The 19,415-nt window shown below is 69.2% G+C and carries 17 protein-coding genes; 8 read left to right on the forward strand and 9 right to left on the reverse strand.

Going from position 1 to position 19,415, the window contains the following annotated elements:
• Window positions 1-486 precede the first annotated feature (486 nt).
• Window positions 487-2,415, forward strand: coding sequence for a M23 family metallopeptidase (locus OZ671_RS18315; protein ID WP_268862081.1), 1,929 nt, complete (start codon window positions 487-489; stop codon window positions 2,413-2,415).
• A 24-nt stretch (window positions 2,416-2,439) separates the two neighbouring features.
• Here OZ671_RS18315 and trmFO read toward each other — a convergent pair whose 3' ends face one another.
• Together trmFO and clpB are read right to left on the reverse strand one after the other, a co-directional pair.
• Complete coding sequence (gene trmFO, locus OZ671_RS18320; RefSeq protein WP_268862082.1) at window positions 2,440-3,855, reverse strand: methylenetetrahydrofolate--tRNA-(uracil(54)-C(5))-methyltransferase (FADH(2)-oxidizing) TrmFO; 1,416 nt, start codon at window positions 3,853-3,855, stop codon at window positions 2,440-2,442.
• 104 nt (window positions 3,856-3,959) lie between these two features.
• Window positions 3,960-6,557, reverse strand: coding sequence for an ATP-dependent chaperone ClpB (gene clpB / locus OZ671_RS18325; protein WP_038302596.1), 2,598 nt, complete (start codon window positions 6,555-6,557; stop codon window positions 3,960-3,962).
• 252 nt (window positions 6,558-6,809) lie between these two features.
• Between clpB and OZ671_RS18330 the strand changes: the two genes are divergently transcribed.
• A complete protein-coding gene (locus OZ671_RS18330) occupies window positions 6,810-7,571 on the forward strand; it encodes an MOSC domain-containing protein (RefSeq protein ID WP_268862083.1) in 762 nt (253 codons plus the stop codon).
• A gap of 36 nt (window positions 7,572-7,607) precedes the next feature.
• Complete coding sequence (locus tag OZ671_RS18335) at window positions 7,608-8,804, forward strand: NAD(P)/FAD-dependent oxidoreductase (protein WP_268862084.1); 1,197 nt, start codon at window positions 7,608-7,610, stop codon at window positions 8,802-8,804.
• 84 nt (window positions 8,805-8,888) lie between these two features.
• Here OZ671_RS18335 and OZ671_RS18340 read toward each other — a convergent pair whose 3' ends face one another.
• The 7 genes from OZ671_RS18340 to OZ671_RS18370 all read right to left on the reverse strand — a co-directional run bounded on the left by OZ671_RS18340 (window position 8,889) and on the right by OZ671_RS18370 (window position 15,596).
• Window positions 8,889-9,755 carry a GNAT family N-acetyltransferase gene (locus OZ671_RS18340; RefSeq protein ID WP_268862146.1) on the reverse strand — a complete coding sequence of 289 codons (867 nt, stop codon included), beginning with the start codon at window positions 9,753-9,755 and terminating at the stop codon, window positions 8,889-8,891.
• A gap of 384 nt (window positions 9,756-10,139) precedes the next feature.
• Window positions 10,140-10,376 carry a hypothetical protein gene (locus OZ671_RS18345; protein WP_038302600.1) on the reverse strand — a complete coding sequence of 79 codons (237 nt, stop codon included), beginning with the start codon at window positions 10,374-10,376 and terminating at the stop codon, window positions 10,140-10,142.
• A gap of 106 nt (window positions 10,377-10,482) precedes the next feature.
• Entirely contained in the window at window positions 10,483-11,982 is a 1,500-nt protein-coding gene (locus tag OZ671_RS18350; protein ID WP_268862085.1) for a phosphomannomutase/phosphoglucomutase, read from the reverse strand.
• 181 nt (window positions 11,983-12,163) lie between these two features.
• Entirely contained in the window at window positions 12,164-12,388 is a 225-nt protein-coding gene (locus tag OZ671_RS18355) for a hypothetical protein (RefSeq protein WP_268862086.1), read from the reverse strand.
• A gap of 159 nt (window positions 12,389-12,547) precedes the next feature.
• Window positions 12,548-13,174 carry a response regulator transcription factor gene (locus OZ671_RS18360; RefSeq protein WP_038302604.1) on the reverse strand — a complete coding sequence of 209 codons (627 nt, stop codon included), beginning with the start codon at window positions 13,172-13,174 and terminating at the stop codon, window positions 12,548-12,550.
• Between the two features lie 109 nt (window positions 13,175-13,283).
• Window positions 13,284-14,225 (reverse strand): DMT family transporter, encoded by a 942-nt coding sequence (locus OZ671_RS18365; RefSeq protein WP_268862087.1) that lies wholly within the window; start codon window positions 14,223-14,225, stop codon window positions 13,284-13,286.
• 138 nt (window positions 14,226-14,363) lie between these two features.
• On the reverse strand, window positions 14,364-15,596 hold the full coding sequence (locus tag OZ671_RS18370) for a penicillin-binding protein activator (RefSeq protein ID WP_268862088.1): 1,233 nt from the start codon (window positions 15,594-15,596) through the stop codon (window positions 14,364-14,366).
• Between the two features lie 279 nt (window positions 15,597-15,875).
• On the opposite strand from OZ671_RS18370, the gene rsmI reads away from it, so the two are divergent.
• From rsmI to OZ671_RS18395, 5 genes are all read left to right on the forward strand, one after another.
• Window positions 15,876-16,799 carry a 16S rRNA (cytidine(1402)-2'-O)-methyltransferase gene (gene rsmI, locus OZ671_RS18375; RefSeq protein WP_268862089.1) on the forward strand — a complete coding sequence of 308 codons (924 nt, stop codon included), beginning with the start codon at window positions 15,876-15,878 and terminating at the stop codon, window positions 16,797-16,799.
• The gene (locus tag OZ671_RS18380; RefSeq protein WP_268862090.1) at window positions 16,796-17,191 is read left to right on the forward strand and encodes a YraN family protein; all 396 of its coding nucleotides are present in this window, start codon (window positions 16,796-16,798) and stop codon (window positions 17,189-17,191) included. The genes rsmI and OZ671_RS18380 overlap by 4 nt, the downstream gene beginning before the upstream one ends.
• A gap of 11 nt (window positions 17,192-17,202) precedes the next feature.
• Window positions 17,203-18,144: a glutathione synthase gene (gene gshB / locus OZ671_RS18385; RefSeq protein WP_268862091.1), complete on the forward strand. Its 942-nt coding sequence runs from the start codon at window positions 17,203-17,205 to the stop codon at window positions 18,142-18,144.
• A gap of 116 nt (window positions 18,145-18,260) precedes the next feature.
• Window positions 18,261-19,013 carry an AzlC family ABC transporter permease gene (locus OZ671_RS18390; protein ID WP_268862092.1) on the forward strand — a complete coding sequence of 251 codons (753 nt, stop codon included), beginning with the start codon at window positions 18,261-18,263 and terminating at the stop codon, window positions 19,011-19,013.
• A gap of 4 nt (window positions 19,014-19,017) precedes the next feature.
• On the forward strand, window positions 19,018-19,320 hold the full coding sequence (locus tag OZ671_RS18395) for an AzlD family protein (protein ID WP_268862093.1): 303 nt from the start codon (window positions 19,018-19,020) through the stop codon (window positions 19,318-19,320).
• The last annotated feature ends 95 nt before the right edge of the window (window positions 19,321-19,415 follow it).

Consider the following 19,415-nt stretch of genomic DNA (forward strand, 5'->3'; position numbering starts at 1 on the left):
GCGCGGCGCCGCGTCGATGGCCGGGTTATAGGCCAACCCTTCTCCGACTGTCAACACGCCAGCGAAAAGAAAATGACACCGCCACGACACACTCCCCGCCGCCCTGTGGACAGATCCCCCAAAACCCGACCCATCCCCCGGTAAACACTCGCCTTTCCAGAAGTTAACGGAAACCTGCCGGGCCAGGGAAGCCCCGGCGGGCCCCCGCTCGCCCCTCAATTGGCGAGGCCAGCCGCCACATCCTGCCTGCCCTCGCGCGGGCGCGCGCGACATGCGCGGGCTGATAGCCTCGGCCGGGACGAAACCGGGGGCCGCCACGGCCGCAGGACGGGGACAGGCCGCACCTTCGGCCCTCACCACGCCACATTCCAAGCCCTTTTGAGACGCCGCATCGCTTGACGGCGCCGAGTCGTCCGGGCAACGTCCGCCCGCATCATCAGTCCTGCATGCCGCGGCAGCGCCGCTGTCGTCACGGAGAGCTTCAGTTTGCAGCCCATACGCCGATCGACTTATGGGAGGCAGAACGACGAGCCGACGCTGGCGCTCGGCAACGAGCCGCCGCTGTCGGCCGACGGCTCGACGCGTCGCGGCATCGAGGGGCGCGGCATCAATGTCCGCTGGTTTTCCGGAACGGTGCTCACTGGTCTCTGCGGCGCAGGGCTGATGGGCGGCGCGGTCTGGGCCGCGCTCGAAAACCCGACCCGGCCCGCCGCGCCCGCCGAGATCATGGCGCCCCTGGTGCGTGCGGCCGGCCCCGTTGCCGACCGGCCGACCAATACCGCGCGCAAGGGCGATCGCCTGACCCCGCTGGCCGATGCCTTTGCCACCTCCAAACAGACCATCCGCGTCTCCCAGACGCTGCGGGTCGGCGACCGCGAGATCATCCGGGTGCGGCCGCATACGCGCGTGGTCGCCAACCTCGTGCAGACCTCGAGCGGCGACTACGACATTCCCGAATTCAACCCGCTGCGCCTGCTCGCCGGCGACCAGCCCGAACGGGCGCCCGAGGCCGAGCCGGACACCGACGGCGAGATGACCATCGTCACCCGCGACATGAGCGGCATGGCCCTGTCCGAGCGCAGCATGATGACGCTGACGACGGATGAGATCCTCACGCGCGTCCGCGAGGTGGCGATGCGGCGCGAGCAGGCCATTCCGGTCGCGCTGCCACAGCCGCCGGTCCAGGCCGGCGCCGATCCCGGGCTCGATCCGGCCGCCCCCAACGTATCGCGCGTGCAGAAGGCGGATACCCCGGCAGCGACCTCCGGCCAGACGCCACCGGACCGGGTGGCCGTCGCCAAGGCCGGCGATACCATCTCTTCGATCATGCTTGAACTCGGCGCGACGCGCGAGGACGCCCGCCTCATCGCCATGGCCTTCAGCCGCGGCGGCCGGGAGATCACCCTGCGCGAGAACCAGCGCGTGCGCGTGCTGTTCGCGCTCGGCCCGTCGGGCCGGCAGCAGCCGGTGCGCATCATCGTGCTGGGCGACCGTGCGCCGGAATCGGCCGTCGCGCTTTCCGACGAGGGGCGCTACGTCGCCATGGAGGACCCGGCCGACGCCGCGACCATCACGCAGGATGCCGAGGAGGAGGACGAAGGCTCGGGCATGCGCCTCTACAACGCCATCTACGAGACGGCGTTGCGCCAGGAGATCCCGAAGCCGATCATCGACGAGATGATCCGCCTCTACTCCCACGACGTCGACTTCAATCGCCGCGTCGGGCCTGGCGACCTGTTCGAGGTGTTCTACGCCTCCGACGAGGAGGGCGACGCCGAACGCGGCGACATTCTCTACACCTCGCTGACGACGGGCGGCGAAACCCGCCGCTTCTATCGCTTCCACTCGACCGCCGACGGGGTCGTCGACTACTACGACCAGAACGGCAAATCGGCGCGCAAATTCCTGATCCGCAAGCCGATCACCTCGGGGCAGATGCGCTCGGAGTTCGGCATGCGCCGGCACCCGATCATGGGCTATTACAAGATGCATACCGGCGTCGACTGGGCCGACCGCATCGGCACGCCCATCATCGCCGCCGGCAACGGCACGGTGATCAAGGCCGGCTGGCAGAGCGGCTATGGCCGCCGCATCGAGATCGAGCACGCCAACGGCTATACCTCGACCTATTCGCACATGTCGGGTTTCGCCCGCGGCATCTCCGAGGGCGTGCGCGTGCGCCAGGGGCAGGTGATCGGCTATCTCGGCAATACCGGCCTCGCCACCGGCCCGCACCTGCACTACGAGGTGCTGGTCAATGGCCGCTTCGTCGACCCGATGCGCGTGCGCGTGCCGCGCGGCCGCGAGCTGGAAGGCCGGGCGCTCGCCGAGTTCATCCGCGAACGCGACCGCATCGATGCGCTGATGACCCGCGACCGCGCCGAAACGCGCGTGACCGCCGAGACCCGCCGCTAGCGCCGGGCCCTTCTGCCAACGAACCTATTCGGCCGCGAGCGACCGAGCCGCGCCGAGCCAGGCGTCGAAATCGGCGAGCGCGCGCTGCGACAGCGCCTTCTTGCGCGCCTGGGTCTTGGCCGGCCCGCGCAGGCGCTGGCCGTCGGGCCCCTTGGTCGGGCTCTGCGCGAGCGGCGGAAACAGGCCGAAATTGACGTTCATCGGCTGGAACGAGCGCGGCCCCTCGTCGATCGTCGTCACGTGGCCGCCGGTAATGTGGTTGATCAGCGCGCCATGGGCGGTGGTCGCCGGCGGCAGGATGGGAGCCTGGCCGAGACGTTCGGCGGCGGCGAAACGGCCGACCATGCCGCCGATCGCCGCGCTCTCGACATACCCCTCGCAACCGGTGATCTGGCCGGCGAAGCGCAGGCGCGGTTCGGCCTTCAGGCGCAGCGTCTCGTCGAGCATTTTCGGCGAGTTCAGATAGGTGTTGCGGTGGATGCCGCCGAGCCGGGCGAACTCCGCCTTTTCCAGGCCGGGGATCATCCGGAACACGCGCGTCTGCTCGCCATATTTCAGCTTGGTCTGGAAGCCGGTCATGTTGAACAGCGTGCCGAGCTTGTTGTCCTGCCGAAGCTGGACGACGGCATAGGCCTTTTCGGTCGGCTTGTGCCGGTTGGTCAGCCCGACCGGCTTCATCGGGCCCCAGCGCAAGGTCTCGCGGCCGCGCTCGGCCATCACCTCGATCGGCAGGCAGCCGTCGAAATAGGGCGTGCCCTCCCATTCGCGGAACTCGGTCTTCTCGCCGGCGAGCAGCGCGTCGACGAAAGCCTCGTACTGCTCGCGGTTCATCGGGCAGTTGATGTAGTCGGCGCCGGTGCCTCCGGGCCCCGCCTTGTCGTAGCGCGACTGGAACCAGGCCACCTCCATGTCGATCGTGTCGAAATGCACGATCGGCGCGATCGCGTCGAAAAAGGCGAGCGCATTCTCGCCGGTGATCGACTGGATCGCCGCGGCGAGCGCCGGCGAGGTCAGCGGCCCGGTCGCGACGATGACACTGTCCCAGTCCGCCGGCGGCAGGCCGGCGACCTCGCCGCGCTCGATGGTCACCAGGGGATGCGCCTCGAGCGCGGCGGTGACGCCCTGGCTGAAACCGTCGCGGTCGACGGCCAGCGCGCCGCCGGCCGGCACCTGATGGGCATCGCCCATGCGCATGATCAGCGAGCCCGCCCGCCGCATCTCGGCATGCAGGAGCCCGACCGCATTGGTCTCGGCATCATCGGACCGGAAGGAATTGGAGCAGACGAGCTCGGCCAGCCCGTCGGTCTTGTGGGCGTCGGTCTCGCGCACCGGGCGCATTTCGTGCAGGACGACCGGCACGCCGGCACCGGCGATCTGCCAGGCCGCTTCCGAGCCGGCAAGGCCGCCGCCGACGACATGAATGGGTTTGAACGTGGTCATGACCGGCCTTCTACCCTGGAAAGACGGCAAGGGCTACGGCAGCGGGGCCGGCCTGAACCGGCCGGCCCCGAAGCGGTGCCCGGGAGGCATCACGGCGTCGCGGCTCACTCCGCCGCGACCGCCGCCGCCCCGGTCTCGAAGAACAGGCGGTCGGTGCCGGCGGTCACCTTCACCGTATCGCCGTCCTTGATCTCGCCGCCGAGCAGCTTCTCGGCCAGCGGATCCTGCAGCCATTTCTGGATCACGCGCTTCAAGGGGCGCGCGCCATAGGCGGGATCGTAGCCCTTGTCGGCGAGCCAGGCCTTGGCCTTGCCGTCGAGGTCGAGCACGATCTTGCGCTCGTCGAGCAGCTTCTGCAGCCGCTTCAGCTGGATCTCGACGATCGCGGTCATCTGCTCGCGCTTCAGGCGGCCGAACAGGATGATCTCGTCGACCCGGTTCAGGAACTCGGGGCGGAAATGGCCGCGCACGATGGCCATCACGCCGTCGCGCACCTGGTCGACGTCCTCGTTCTCGTTCTGCATGACCAGAAGCTCGGAGCCGAGATTCGAGGTCATGATGACGAGCACGTTGCGGAAATCGACGGTGCGGCCCTGACCGTCGGTCAGGCGGCCGTCGTCGAGCACCTGCAGCAGCACGTTGAAGACGTCGGGATGGGCCTTTTCGATCTCGTCGAACAGCACGACCTGATAGGGCCGCCGCCGCACCGCCTCGGTCAGCGCGCCGCCTTCGTCATAACCGACATAGCCGGGAGGCGCCCCGATGAGCCGGCTCACCGAGTGCTTCTCCATATATTCGGACATGTCGATCCGGACCATGGCGGTCTCGTCGTCGAACAGGAACTCGGCGAGCGCCTTGGTCAGCTCGGTCTTGCCGACGCCGGTGGGCCCGAGGAACATGAACGAGCCGATCGGCCGGTTGGGATCCTGCAGGCCGGCGCGGGCGCGGCGCACCGCGGTCGAGACCGCCTTGACCGCCTCGCCCTGGCCGACGACCCGGCGGCCGATCTCGTCCTCCATGCGCAGGAGCTTGTCGCGCTCGCCTTCCAGCATCCGGTCGACCGGCACGCCGGTCCAGCGCGAGACGACCTGCGCCACATGGTCGGCGGTCACCGCCTCCTCCACCATGGCGCTGGCGCTCTGCTGCTCGGTTTCGGCGAGCCGCTTCTCGAGCTCGGGAATGACGCCGTAGGACAGCTCGCCCGCCTTCGCCCAATCGCCCTTGCGCTGGGCATTGGCCAGGCCGTTGCGCGCCTCGTCGAGCCGCCGCTTGATGTCGGCGGCAGCGCCAAGCTTGTCCTTCTCCGCCTTCCAGCGCGCGGTGAGCGCGGCGCTCTCCTCCTCGAGAGCGGCGAGGTCCTTGTCGAGCCGCTTCAGCCGGTCCTTCGAGGCGGCATCGGTCTCGCGCTTCAGCGCCTCCTGCTCGATCTTGAGCTGGATCACGCGCCGGTCGATCTCGTCGAGCTCTTCCGGCTTGGAATCGACCTGCATGCGCAGCCGCGCGGCCGCCTCGTCGACGAGGTCGATCGCCTTGTCGGGCAGGAAGCGGTCGGTAATGTAGCGGTTCGACAGGGTCGCCGCGGCGACGATCGCGCCGTCGGTGATCCTGACCTGGTGATGCTGCTCGTATTTTTCCTTGATGCCGCGCAGGATCGAAACGGTGTCCTCGACCGAGGGCTCGTCGACGAAGACGGGCTGGAACCTGCGGGCGAGCGCCGGATCCTTCTCCACGTGCTTGCGATATTCGTCGAGCGTGGTCGCGCCGATGCAGTGCAGCTCGCCGCGCGCCAGAGCCGGCTTCAGGAGGTTGGAGGCGTCCATCGCCCCGTCCGCCTTGCCGGCGCCGACGAGCGTGTGCATCTCGTCGATGAACAGCACGATGCCGCCGTCGGACGACGTCACTTCCTGCAGGACGGCCTTCAGCCGCTCCTCGAACTCGCCGCGATATTTGGCGCCGGCGATCAGCGCGCCCATGTCGAGCGACAGGATCGCCTTGTCCTTCAGGCTCTCCGGCACGTCCCCGTCGATGACGCGCAGCGCCAGGCCCTCGACGATGGCGGTCTTGCCGACGCCGGGCTCGCCGATCAGCACGGGATTGTTCTTGGTCCGGCGCGACAGAACCTGGATGGTGCGGCGGATCTCCTCGTCGCGGCCGATGACCGGGTCGAGCTTGCCCTCGCGCGCCGCGGCGGTCAGGTCGCGGGCATATTTCTTCAGCGCGTCATAGGCGTTCTCGGCCGAGGCCGAATCGGCCGTGCGGCCCTTGCGCAGCGCCTCGATCGCCTTGTTCAGCGCCTGCGGGGTGGCATGGGCGGCGCTCAGCGCCTTGCCGGCCTCGGTATCTTTTTCAAGCGCCAGCGCGAGCAGCAGCCGCTCGACGGTGACGAAACTGTCGCCGGCCTTCTCGGCGGCCTTCTCGGCGGCTGCGAAGACGCGGGCAATGCCGGGCGCCAGATAGAGCTGGCCGGCGCCGGAACCCTGCACCTTCGGAATCTTCGCCAGCGCCTCCTCGGTCCGGGCGAGTGCGACCTGCGGCTGACCACCCGCCTGGCGGATCAGTCCGGCCGACAGGCCCTCCGGATCGTCGAGCAGCACCTTCAGGAGGTGCTCCGGCGCAAACTGCTGATGCCCCTCGCGCGTTGCCAGCATCTGGGCCGACTGCACGAAACCGCGCGCGCGCTCGGTATATTTGTCGAAATTCATCTGGCCTCTCCTTCTGCCCGCCCCCGCCGTCTCGCCTGAGCCCGGATGAAGCGTCCGACCGAATTGATGTCCGGCCCCGAAGCGACCGGCAGGCCGGATATGGGGAGGCGGGCCGCGGGACGGAAGAGGCAATCTCACGCCGTCGTGATCCGCACGACAGGCCCGCAACCATGAGTGACCGGCGCTGAACTTGACCCGGCCGGCGCCTTCCGCCACGTCGGGGCCGCCGATCACGACGCAGGACGTTTCGCCATGGCCGCCCGCATTGCCGCGCTCTATCGCTATCCCGTCAAGGGGCTTTCCGCCGAACCGCTGACGGAAGCGGAACTGACGGCTGCGGCGCATTTTCCCGGCGATCGGCTGTTCGCCATCGAGAATGGCCCCTCCGGCTTCGACCCCGCCGCCCCGGAACACCAGCCCAAGACCAAGTTCCTGGTCCTGGCGCGCCAGGCGGCGCTGGCGAAGCTGAAGACGCGCTACGAGGCCGCGAGCGGCGAGCTCGGCATAGCGGGCGACGGAATCGAGCCGGTCCGCGCGAATCTCGCGACGGCGGAGGGGCGTGCGGCGGTCGAAGCCTTCTTCAGGGGGTTCCTCGGCCGGGAGCTCGCCGGCGAGCCCAGGGTGCTGACCGCCCCGGCCGGCTTCCGCTTCATGGATTCGCGTTCGGGTTTCGCCTCGGTCATCAATCTGGCCACCGTCCGGGCGCTGGAGAAGGAGGTCGGCATGGCGCTCGACCCGCTGCGCTTCCGCGCCAACATCTATCTCGACGATCTGCCGGCCTTCGCCGAATTCGACTGGATCGACAAGCCGGTGCGGCTCGGCGGCGTCCAGGTGCACGGCCTCAAGCGCACCGAGCGCTGCGCCGCGACGACCGTCAATCCGAAGACGGCGATGCGCGACGTCATGATCCCCGCCGTCCTGATGCGCACCTACGGCCATGCCGATTGCGGCATCTATGTCGGCATCAGGACCAGCGGCCGCATCGCCGTCGGCGATCCCGTCGCCGTTCACTGAGCCGATGACGGAGCGCGATCCCAAGGGCGCCGGCCGATGAGCGCCAGGCTTTCACCGGCCCGCTACGACGCGGTCGTGCTGGGCGCCGGCGCGGCCGGCATGATGTGCGCGATCGAGGCCGGCAAGCGCGGCCGCCGCGTGCTGGTCGTCGACCATGCCGCCGCGCCGGGCGAGAAGATCCGCATTTCCGGCGGCGGCCGCTGCAACTTCACCAATCTCAATACGAGCCCGCGCCAGTTCCTGTCGCAAAATCCGCGCTTCTGCATTTCGGCGCTCAGCCGCTACACCCAGCACGACTTCATCGGCTGGGTGAAGGCGGCCGGCATCGCCTTTCACGAAAAGACCCTCGGCCAGCTCTTCTGCGACGGATCGGCCCGCGAGATCATCGATCTCCTCACCGGCGCGATGCGCCGTCACGGCGTCGAGCTCAGCCTGAGGACGACGCTGCGCGATGTGGCAAGGCGCGAGGACGGTTTTCATATCGCGTTCGACCAGGGGTCCGTCGTCGCGACGGCCCTGGTGGTGGCGACCGGCGGCAAGTCGATCCCCAAAATGGGCGCGACCGGCCTCGGCTACGAGCTGGCGGAGCGCTTCGGCCTCGGCCTCGTCGAGACCCGTCCCGGCCTCGTGCCGCTCACCTTCGCGCCCGACCTGCTCGCCCGGCTCGGCCCCCTCGCCGGCATCGCGGTCGATGCCGTGGCGAGCCACGGCAAGACCCGGTTCGCCGAGGCCATGCTGTTCACCCACCGCGGGCTCAGCGGCCCGGCCATCCTGCAGATCTCCTCGTTCTGGCGCGAGGGCGACGAGATCGGCATCGCCATGCTGCCCGGCACCGATCTGATGGCGGCCCTGCGCGCGGCGCGCGCGGCGAACGGCCGGCAGGCGCTGCAGACGGCGCTTGCCGCGCACCTGCCGAAACGCCTCGCCCAGCATCTTGCCGAGGAGTTCGGCCTTGCCGGCAATCTTGCCGATCTCTCCGACAAGCAGCTCGCCCGCGTCGATGCGGCGGTCAATGGCTGGCGGGTGAAACCGAACGGCTCGGAGGGCTATCGCACCGCCGAGGTGACGCTCGGCGGCGTCGACACCCGCGATCTCGATTCCCGCACCATGGAGGCGCGCGCCGTGCCCGGTCTCTATTTCATCGGCGAGGTGGTCGATGTCACCGGCTGGCTCGGCGGCTACAATTTCCAGTGGGCCTGGTCCTCGGGCTGGAGCGCCGGCCAGGCCGTGTGACGGCCGGCCGCCGCGTCGCACACGATCCGGTGGCGCCAATCGCGCCAGCCCGGCACGTCGGCGTCCCGGGCCGCCCGGCGCCCATCATGCCGCGTGGCGCTCGCCCTGCGCGCCGAAATGGCCGATATAGCGCGGATTGATCGCCGAGACGGGCAGCACCACCAGGACGTCGGTCGTGCCGAACTGGTGGTCGACCACGGCGCCCTCGCCGATATGCGCCCCGAGCCGGAGATAGCCCTTGATCAGCGGCGGCAGGGCATGCAGCGCGCGCTTGACGTCGACCGCGTCCTTGGACAGCCGGTCCATGCCGACATAACGCGAAGGCAGCGCGCGCGCCGCCCATTCGGTGGGCGCCGCGGCATGGTGATGCAGGAACGACAGTTCCAGCGACAGCGCGCGCGGATCGGTGCCGTCGAGGCTGGCGCAGCCGAACATGGCGTCGATCCGGTGCCGCAGCACATAGGTCCAGATGCCGTGCCAGAGCAGTTCCACCGTGCGCTTGTTGCGGTAGGCCGGCTTGACGCAGGACCGGCCGAGTTCGAGGAAGCGCAGGCCCTTGTGGCGCGCGAGCAGGCCGGAAATGTCGAATTCGGAGGCGGTGTAGAATCCGCCATGGCGGTCGGCCACCTCCTGCCGCAGCAGGCGGTAGGTGCCGACGATGGCTGGCCGCGGCGGACCGAAGCGCGGCCGCTTGATCACGTCGTGATCGATCACCACCAGGTGGTCGCAGATCGCGTCGAAGGCATCGATGTCGCGGCGCGCCAGCTTGGAGGCGCCGTCGGCGATCGCCTGCATCTCCTCGTAGAAGACCTTGAAGCGCAGCTTCTGCGCCCGCCGCACTTCGGCGGCATTGGCGGCGAGCCTGACCTCCAGCGAACCGATGCGGCCGAGCGTCTCGGGCAGGTCCGCGCGGGCATCGCGCAGGCGGATGCCGCCATAGGCGCGCATCATCGGGATGATCTTGCGTCCCTGGTCGGCCCAGACCGACGGGTCGAAGGCACGTATCGGCGTCATCTGGCGCTTGGCGACCGGCTCGGTCATGGCCGTTGTCTCCCGACGGCATGACGGCGAGACCGACCCGCGTCGATTCGTCCCATGCCCGTCGCTCCTCGTCCCGCATCAAGCAGACAGGCGAATGACGGAGGCGCGACGGATCGATGACATAGGCCGAGCCGGATTCTTTGCAAGCAAAACCGGGCGGATGCGCCCATCCGCCGCGTCCGCCGGGCCGCGGACGACGGAAGACCGCCGGCGCCGTGCGGGCTCCGGCGGACATGGCAGTTTCCGCTAGCCGGCGCGGCACCCGATGGCGGTCCGCAGGCCTTGCCGCCGGCGCTACTGGGTGCGGGCGGCGCCGAGCTCGGTCATGTAGGTGCTGGTCGCGACCAGCATGTTGCCGGAGGCTTCGGCGAGGCTCGCGAGCACGCGCGACTTCTGCGTATTGCTCAGCGGGCTGCTGCGCACCGCGGCGCCGAACGAGGCGATGCCGCTCGTGATGGCGCGCAGGGTTTCGATTTCCGCGCGATGGGTCACGCGCTTGATGTCGTCGCTGACGGACGTCGTTTCAGTCATGGAGCCCCCCGGCCTGCTTTGTCCGGGAAAGCCTCACACGGCATGGTTAACGACTGGTAAATTCCGGCGGGCCGATGGCGTGCCCGCCGGAATTTTTTACGCTACGTCAGATCGTCTGGTTATATTCGCCGACTTCCGGGTTCTCGCGCACCACTGCGTCGACCGCCTTGAACATGTCGCGCATGCGCTGCTCCGAGACCGGGCTCTCCACCACGACCACCAGTTCCGGCTTGTTCGACGAGGCGCGCACCAGGCCCCAGGTGCCGTCGGAGGCGGTGACGCGCACGCCGTTGACGGTGACGATGTCGACGATGGCATGGTCGGCGACGCGCTGGGCGTGGTCGCGCATGTCCTCGAAGCGCTTGGTGATGCGATCGACCACGTCGTATTTGACCTCGTCGGCGCATTTCGGCGCCATGGTCGGCGTGCCCCAGGTCTTCGGCACGTCGGCATAGAGCTCGGCCATCGACTTGGTGGGATTGCGGTCGAGCATGTCGATGACGGCGATCGCGGTCACGACACCGTCGTCATAGCCGCGCCCGACCGGCGCATTGAAGAAGAAGTGGCCGGACTTTTCGAAGCCGGCCAGCGCCTTCAGGTCGCGCACCCGTCGCTTGATGTAGGAATGGCCGGTCTTCCAGTAGTCGGTGGTGGCGCCGAGCCGCTTCAGCTCCGGATCGGAGGCGAACAGGCCGGTCGACTTGACGTCGACCACGAACTGCGAGGGGCCGTGCACCTTGGCAAGGTCGCGCGCCAGCATCACGCCGATCTTGTCGGCGAAGATCTCCTCGCCGTGATTGTCGACGACACCGCAACGGTCGCCGTCGCCATCGAAGCCGAGGCCGACATCGGCGGCGTGCTCCTTCACCGCATCCGCCATGGCATGAAGCATCTTCATGTCCTCGGGGTTCGGGTTGTAGCGCGGGAAGTTGAAATCGAGCTCGGCATCGAGCGGGATCACCTCGCAGCCGAGCTTTTCCAGAATCTGCGGGGCGAAGGCGCCGGCCGTGCCGTTGCCGCAGGCGGCGACCACCTTCAGCTTGCGGCTGATCTTCGGCCGGTTGGTGAGGTCGCGGATATAGCGGCCGGCAAAATCCTCGATGAACAGGTAGGAGCCGCCGCCGACCAGGTCGAAATCAGCCTCCAGCACGATCTTCTTCAGGGCCGACATCTCGTCGGGCCCGAAGGTGACCGGGCGCTGCGCCCCCATCTTGACGCCGGTCCAGCCATTGTCGTTGTGGCTGGCGGTGACCATCGCGACGCAAGGCACGTCCAGCTCGAACTGGGCGAAATAGGCCATGGGCGACATGGCCAGGCCGATGTCGCGCACCTTGCAGCCGGCGGCCATCAGCCCGGAGACCAGCGCCATCTTGATGGAGGCGGAATAGCTGCGGAAATCGTGGCCGACCACGATCTCGCGCTTGACGCCGAGCCGGCCGATCAGCGTGCCGAGGCCCATGCCGACGGCCTGCACGCCCATCAGGTTGAGTTCCTTGCCGAAGAACCAGCGGGCGTCATATTCGCGGAAGCCCGTGGGCTTGACCATCGGCAGCGATTCATAGGCGGCTGTGTTCGGGGTCAGCGACGGCAGCGGTTTTGGAAACATGCGGGATGAACCTTCGCGCGACGAGAAAAGGAGCGGCCCGCCGCTTATAGCGCCGGCCGCGGGAGAAAGGCCATGGCACGCCCATGATGAACGGCGGGTGAGCGGCATTCAGCCCGCGGCGTGACGACGCCGGGCCAAACGCGGCAGCGGCGCAAAAGATCCGTTGGAGCGGGGAAGGCGATCAGGCGGCCCGCCGGAACGGCGCGGTGAGGATGTGGTGGGACAGGATCCAGGGCGCCTCATCCACTGTCATGAGGCGGATCTCCGGCACCTTGGCGAAGAGCGTGCGCACGTGATCCTCGACCGCCACCAGGCGGCCGGACGGCGAACGCAGGGTGAGGCGGTCGGACGCGACCTCCAGGACACCACCCTGCAGGCGTGCGTAGAGAACGGGTTCCTCGGACATGGCCAGCCTCGCAAGTCGCGGAAATGCGCATGCACGGCCCACAGGCGTCCCTCGATCAGGTCCGGACGCCGATTTCTTCACGATAAGGCGGCTGCAGAGCCGCGATCAAGTGCAACTTTCGGGCAGGATCGGCGCCAGCGACAAGTCTGGCGGCGCCGATCAGCGCCGCTCGTCGTAGATGACGCGGACGAGATCGGCGGCATTCTTGGCGCCGAGCTTTTCCATGATCCGGGCGCGGTGGACCTCGATGGTCCGCGGGCTGATGCCGAGGCTGCGCCCGGCTTCCTTGTTGGAGGCGCCGCGCACGAGCTCCTGCAGCACGTCGCGCTCGCGTGGGGTGAGCAGGCTCGCGCCATCCGGCCCGAGCGCCGCGACGGGATCCGCCCGCTCGGCCCGGCGCCGGTTGTGCGCGGCCAGCGCCTGCACCACCTGCACGATGACCTTCTCGGCGTCGAAGGGCTTTTCGACGAGGTCGACAGCGCCGGTCTTGATCGCCTCCACCGCCATGGGAATGTCGGCATGGCCGGAGATCATGACGACCGGCCCGGCGAATTTGCGGGCATTGAGCTGGCGCAGCACGTCGAGCCCGCTCGGACCGGGCAATTGCACGTCGAGCAGGATGGCATCGGGTGAGCGGTGCTGCAGGGCGGCGAGTGTCGTCGGGCCGTCGGCATAGCCGGCGACGCGAAACCCGGATTGCTCGAACAGGATGGTCAGCGCGTCGCGAATGGCGGCGTCGTCATCGACGATGAAGAGGTCGCCCGCATGGCCTGCGTCCGTCGACATGACCAAGCCCCCTCGCAGCCCTATGACGGTGCGTTTGGGCGGTTCGTGCTGCCCAAAGCCACGCAAAACCCTATCTGTACATAACCGTATGCGACAAATTGCCGGACGGTCAAGCCGCCGGGCCGGCGCCCTTCACCACCCGCTCCCGGTAGAGCAGATAGAGGCCGGAAGCGATGACGATGGCCGCCCCGGCAAGGGTGTTCGGCGCGGGAACCTGGCCGAAGAACAGGGCGCCGAAGGTCACCATCCAGACGATCTGGGTATAGATGAAGGGCGAGAGCACGCCGGCCGGCGCGAGGCCGTGCGCGCGGATCAGCAGCCAGTGGCCGATGGCGCCGAGCGCACCCATCGCGGCCATGCCGACCACGACCCAGAGGCTCGTCGGCGTGACCCAGACGAACGGCACGAGGCAGCTTGCGACCAGCGCGCCGAAGGCGACCGAGTAGATCGACGTGGTGCCGGCGGAATCATAGTTCGCCAGCACGCGCGTCTGCAGGCTGTAGACCGCGTAGAAGAAGGCGCCGCTGAGCGACAGCAGCATCGACCAGTGCATCCGCCCGCTCCACGGCTGGGTCACCACGATGACGCCGATGAAGCCGACGACGACCGCCGCCCAGCGGCGCGGACCGATCCATTCGCCGAGGAACGGGCCGGCCAGCACCGCGACGATGAACGGCGTCGCGAACATGATCGACACCGTCTGGTCGAGCTGGAGATATTGCAGGGCGATGAAATTGAACGCTGTGGAGCCGAACAGCAGCGCCGAGCGGATCGCCTGGATCCACGGCCGCCGCGTCACCAGCACCTGCGGATTGCGCAGCGGATTGAACATGATCAGGACCAGCACCAGCGCCGCCGTGTAGCGTGCCCAGACCACCTGGATCGGATCCATCACCGTGTTGAGACCCTTGGCGATGGTATCGAGGCAGGCGAAGCAGGCGAGCGCCATCACCATCAGGCCGATACCCTTCAGCCTGAGGCGCGCCGCGGCCGGATCGGCGGCGGGCGCGAGCGGGGTGGCCCCGTCGAGCGCAAGCGGTCCTTCTTTCATGATGTGCAAGCCATAGCCGATTTGGCCCTGCGCCGAACCGGCCCGGCCGCATGGGAGGCGTGCGCCGGCCGTCACCCCGGCCGGAACGAAAGAAGCCGGCGCGAGGCCGGCTTCCCGATCCGTCCGTCGATGCCGGCCTCAGCTGCCGGCGTTGAAGGAGCGCGGCGCCGGGCTCACCACCCGTCCGCTCGCATTGACCACGGCAAGGCCGCGCTGGGTCGTGCCGTCGGGCCGGAAGCGGAACAGGCCGTCGACGCCATTGGCGCCGGCGGCGTTGGTCAGGACGCTTTCCGAGAAGCGCTGCGAGCCCTGGGTGCGCACCAGCGCGGTGACCAGCGACACCGAATCGTAGGCAAGGGCCGCCGTGCGCGGCGGATCGCTGTTGAAACGGGCGCGGTAGCGCGTCGCGAAATTGCGGAAGCCCGCGCCGTCCGGCGCGGAATAGACCGCGCCAGGCGCCGCCTGCGCCGCGGCGCGATTGTCGACCCAGGTTCCGAGGCCGAGCACCTGGACGCGCTGGGTGTTGATGCCGGCGGCCGCCAGGGCCCGCACCGCCTGGCCGTTATAGGGATCCGGCACGAAGATCGCATCGATCTGGCCGGCAACGCCGGAGAGCTTGGTGGCGGCGGCATTGATGCCGCTCGCCTCGGTCGGGAAGCTTTCGATCGCGACGACCCGGCCGCCGGTGCGGCTGACGGCTTCCTGGAAGGCGCCCTGCACCACCTGGCCATAGGCCGAGTTCGGCACGAAGGCGGCATAGGAGCGCTTGCCCTGCTGGGCGGCATATTCGACGATGCGGTCGACGCTCACCTGCGGCGTGATGCCCATCACGTAGACGCCACGGCTGGCGACGCCGACATCGGTGGAATAGGCGATGATCGGCTTGCCCGCCGGGCGGGCGACGGCGGCGGCGCCGCGCACGGCGTCGGCGAGCACGGGGCCGAGGATGATTTCCGCACCTTCCTGGATGGCGGCCTGCGCCGCGGCCTGCGCGCCCTGGGCGGTGCCACCGTCATCCTTGACGAGGATGGTGATGTCGGCCCCCTGGAAATCGGCGACCGCGAGCTCGGCGGCATTGCGCATGCCGGTGGCGATGGCGCCGAACTGGCCCCCCGCCGAAAGCGGCAGCAGCAGCGCGACCTTCACCGAACCGTTGCCGATGGTCGTGCCGGGCGTGGCGGGTCCGGTCGCAGCCGGGACGCCGGGCGCGCCGGGGGCGGAACCGTCGGTATTGAGGCCCGAGCAGCCGGCCAGCATGGTGAGCATGGCCGCGGATATGAAGCCGCGCCGGGCGAGATTGATCTTCAAAAGGCCGGCCGTCGCATCGCGCGCCGGGCTAAAGTCTTGTCGAACAGCCGGTCTCGTCACCACGAAAGGCCTCCACATGCCCCAGGCTCCCCGCCCACTATGTCGCATTAACCGTGTCGCAGCGCCAAGGTCAAACCTTCGGACGCGGATCGGCGTTGCACCTGTGCAACAATCGCCGTCTCCATGCATCCTCCCTCCACGCGAATCCGGCCGGCGCGGCCATGGCGGGCACGGCCGATCCAGGCTAGGTGACGCAGCCGTGGGCCGGGCCGCATGCGATCGCGGCCCGGCCCGCCGGCGAAAGTCGCTGCCCGGCATATTCCCAGCGGAGATTGATTCTTGATGACGCGCCCCGCCGCAACGCCCGCCCCCGCGCGCCGCTATCTCGTCGGCGGCACCGCCTTCAGCGCGCGGCCGCTCGAGCCGGGCCTGCATGTGGTGGCGACCCCGATCGGCAATCTGCGCGACATCACCATTCGCGCCGTCGAGACCCTGGCGGCCGCCCATGTCGTGGCCTGCGAGGACACCCGTGTCACGCGCCGGCTGATCGATCATTTCGGCATCACCGTGCCGCTGCTGCCCTATCACGAGCACAACGCCGCGGAGATGCGCCCGAAACTGCTGGCGCGGCTCGAAGCCGGCGAAGCGGTCGCGCTCTGCTCCGATGCCGGCACGCCGCTGGTCTCCGATCCCGGCTTCAAGCTGGTCGAGGCGGCGCGCGCCGCCGGCCTTGCCGTCGTGCCGGTGCCCGGACCGTCGGCGGTCATGGCGGCGCTGGTCGCGGCGGCGCTGCCAACCGACGCCTTCTTCTTCGACGGCTTCCTGCCGGCCAGGACGGTCGGCCGCCGAGGCCGGGCCCGGGCGCTGGCCGGCGTCCCCGGCTCGCTGGTCTTTTTCGAAACCGGCCCGCGCCTTGCCGCCTCGCTCGCCGATCTCGCCGCCGAGCTCGGCGACCGGCCCGCCGCGGTCTGCCGCGAGCTCACCAAGGCGCATGAGGAGGTGCGCTCGGCTTCGCTCGGCGCGCTCGCCACCCACTACGCCGCCGCGCCCGAGCCGAAAGGCGAGATCGTTCTGGTGATCGGCCCGCCCGGGGAAGCGCCGCCGCCGCCGGCCGACGATGTCGATGCCATGCTGCGCGCGGCGCTTGCCGGCCACTCCGTCAAGGATGCGGCCGCCGCGGTCGCCGCCGCCACCGGCCTTGCCCGGCGCGAGCTGTACCAGCGGGCCCTGGAACTGGCCCGTGGCGATGCGGGCGGGGCGCCGTGAGCCGCGCCCGGCCGCGCCGGCGCGAGGCCGATCCGAAACGCTCCGGCGCCTGGGGGCGCGGCCGGCTCGCCGAGACCACGGCCGCCCTCATGCTCATGCTGAAGGGCTATCGCATTCTCGCCCGCCGCTGGCGCGCGCCGGGGGCCGAGATCGACCTGATCGTCCGGCGCGGCAACTGGCTGGTCTTCGTCGAGGTCAAGGCGCGCACCCGGCTCGCCGATGCCGAGATCGCGCTCGGCTTCGCCCAGCGCCGGCGCATCACCGCCGCCGCCGAGCGCTTCTGCGCCGCGCATCCCCGCCATGCCGACTGCGATAGGCGTTACGATATGATCCTGGTATCGAAGGGCGCCCTGCCGCGCCATATTCCAGGTGCCTTCGACGCGAATTTCTGAAAGGAACGCCCATGCGGCTCAAGGTCGCTTTCCAGATGGACCCCATCGAGACCATCAAGATCAAGGGGGATTCCGGTTTCGCGCTGATCCTGGAGGCGCAGGCCCGCGGCCACGAGATCGGCTGGTATCACCCCGACCGCATGGCCCTCACCGACGGCGTGCCCACCGCCTGGGTCTCGCCGCTGACCGTGCGCGACGTCGAGGGCGACCATTTCACCGCCGGCGCGCCGGTGCGCACGCGCCTTGACGAATTCGACGTGGTCCTGATGCGCCAGGATCCGCCCTTCGACCTGCATTACATCACCGCGACCCACTTCCTGGAGCGCGTCCATCCGAAGACCCTCGTCGTCAACGATCCCTTCCACGTCCGCAACGCGCCGGAAAAGATCTTCGTGACGCTGTTTCCGCAGCTGATGCCGACGACGCTGATCACCCGCGACCCCGAGGAGATCAAGGCCTTCCGGGCCGAGATGGGCGACATCGTCATGAAACCGCTCTACGGCCATGGCGGCGCCGGCGTCTTCCGGATCCGCACCGACGACGAGAATTTCGGCTCCTTCCTCGATACCTTCGCAAGCCTCGGCCGCGAGCCCTGGGTGATCCAGCGCTACCTTCCCGCGGTACGCGCCGGCGACAAGCGCATCATCCTTGTCGACGGCGTCTTCGCCGGCGCGGTCAACCGCGTGCCCGCGGCCGACGACCTGCGGTCCAACATGGTGCGCGGCGGCGCCGCCGAGACGACCCGGATCAGCGAGCGCGAGCGCGAGATCTGCGAGACCATCGGACCGGAGCTGAAGGCGCGCGGCCTCGTCATTGCCGGCATCGACGTGATCGGCGGCAACCTGACCGAGATCAACGTCACGGCGCCGACCGGCATCCGCGCCATCAAGCGCCTCGGCGGTCCCGACCTTGCCGTCCAGGTCTGGGACGCGATCGAGGCGAAGCGCGGCTGACCGCCGCCGCCTCAATATTCCACACCACGCGTCCCGCGCGACCGGTCCCCTCGAGGCGCCGGTCGTTGACAGGTCGTCGGCCTCGTCTATTCTAACCCCCAAGAGGGTTAGATGTGATGACCATCACGGCGCAAACCGGCAGCTCACGGCCGGTGACCTTCACGCTGGCGGGGCTCGCCGCCGGCGCCAGGGCCGCCCAGGCCCTGGCGAGCAGCACCTTCGTCTACGGCATCGCCTTCGGCCTGGTGGCTGGCCAGGCCGGCCTTTCGATCATCGAGGCGCTCCTGATGAGTGCTGCGGTCTATTCCGGCTCGGCCCAGCTCGCGGCCCTGAGCGTGCTCGGCCATCGCGACGGCGGCTTCGCCACCGCCGGCCTCGGCACGGCCTTCGCGCTGGCCGCGACGATCCTGCTCATGAACGCCCGCTACCTTCTCTACGGCGCGACACTGCGTCCCTGGCTCGGCGCCCTGCCCGGCCACAAGGCCTATCTCAGCCTGTTCTTTCTGGGCGATGGCAACTGGCTGCTCGCCATGAAGGAACATGCCTCCGGCCGGCGCGACGCGGCCTTCGTGCTCGGCTCCGGTCTCGTCATGTTCGCCGGCTGGCTCGCCGGCACGCTCCTCGGCGAAGTTGCCGGCCACCTCATTCCCTCTCCCTCCCGGCTCGGTTTCGACTTCCTGATCGTCGCTTTCGCCGCGGCCATGGCGGTCGGCATGTTCGACCGGACACGCGACACTCTCCCGCTGATCGCGGCCACCGCGGCGGCGAGCGTAGCGAGCCTGTTGGCGCCGGCCGGCTGGGCGGTCGTCGCGGCCGGCCTCGCCGGAGCGGCAACGGCCGCGATCCGCGCTCCGGCCGAGGCGGCTTGAGACCATGGCGATCGACCCGACCTTCCTCGTCCTCCTCGCCGTCATGGTGCTCACCTCCTATGCCTGCCGCGCCGGCGGCTTCTGGCTCATGCGCTTCGTCACCGCGACGCCGCGGCTCGACGCGGCCCTGAAGGCGACCCCGGTCGCCGTCATGGCCGGCATCGTGACGCCGGCGGCGCTCGCCGGCCGTCCGGGCGAGCTCGTGGCGCTTGCCCTCGTCGCGGCGGTCATGCGCCTGTCCGGCAACGAGGTGCTCGCCGCGCTCTCCGGCATTGCCGGCCTCGCGCTCTGGCGCGCCATCGCCTGACCGTGTCCGCCCGGCCCTAGGCGTCGCGCCATCGGGATGTTCCCTGATTGTTCCCACAACCTATGCCATGCAGACTGCCCACCAGGGGTTGAGCC

This window comes from Phreatobacter sp. AB_2022a, assembly GCF_026847585.1.
Classification (GTDB): Bacteria; Pseudomonadota; Alphaproteobacteria; order Rhizobiales; family Phreatobacteraceae; genus Phreatobacter.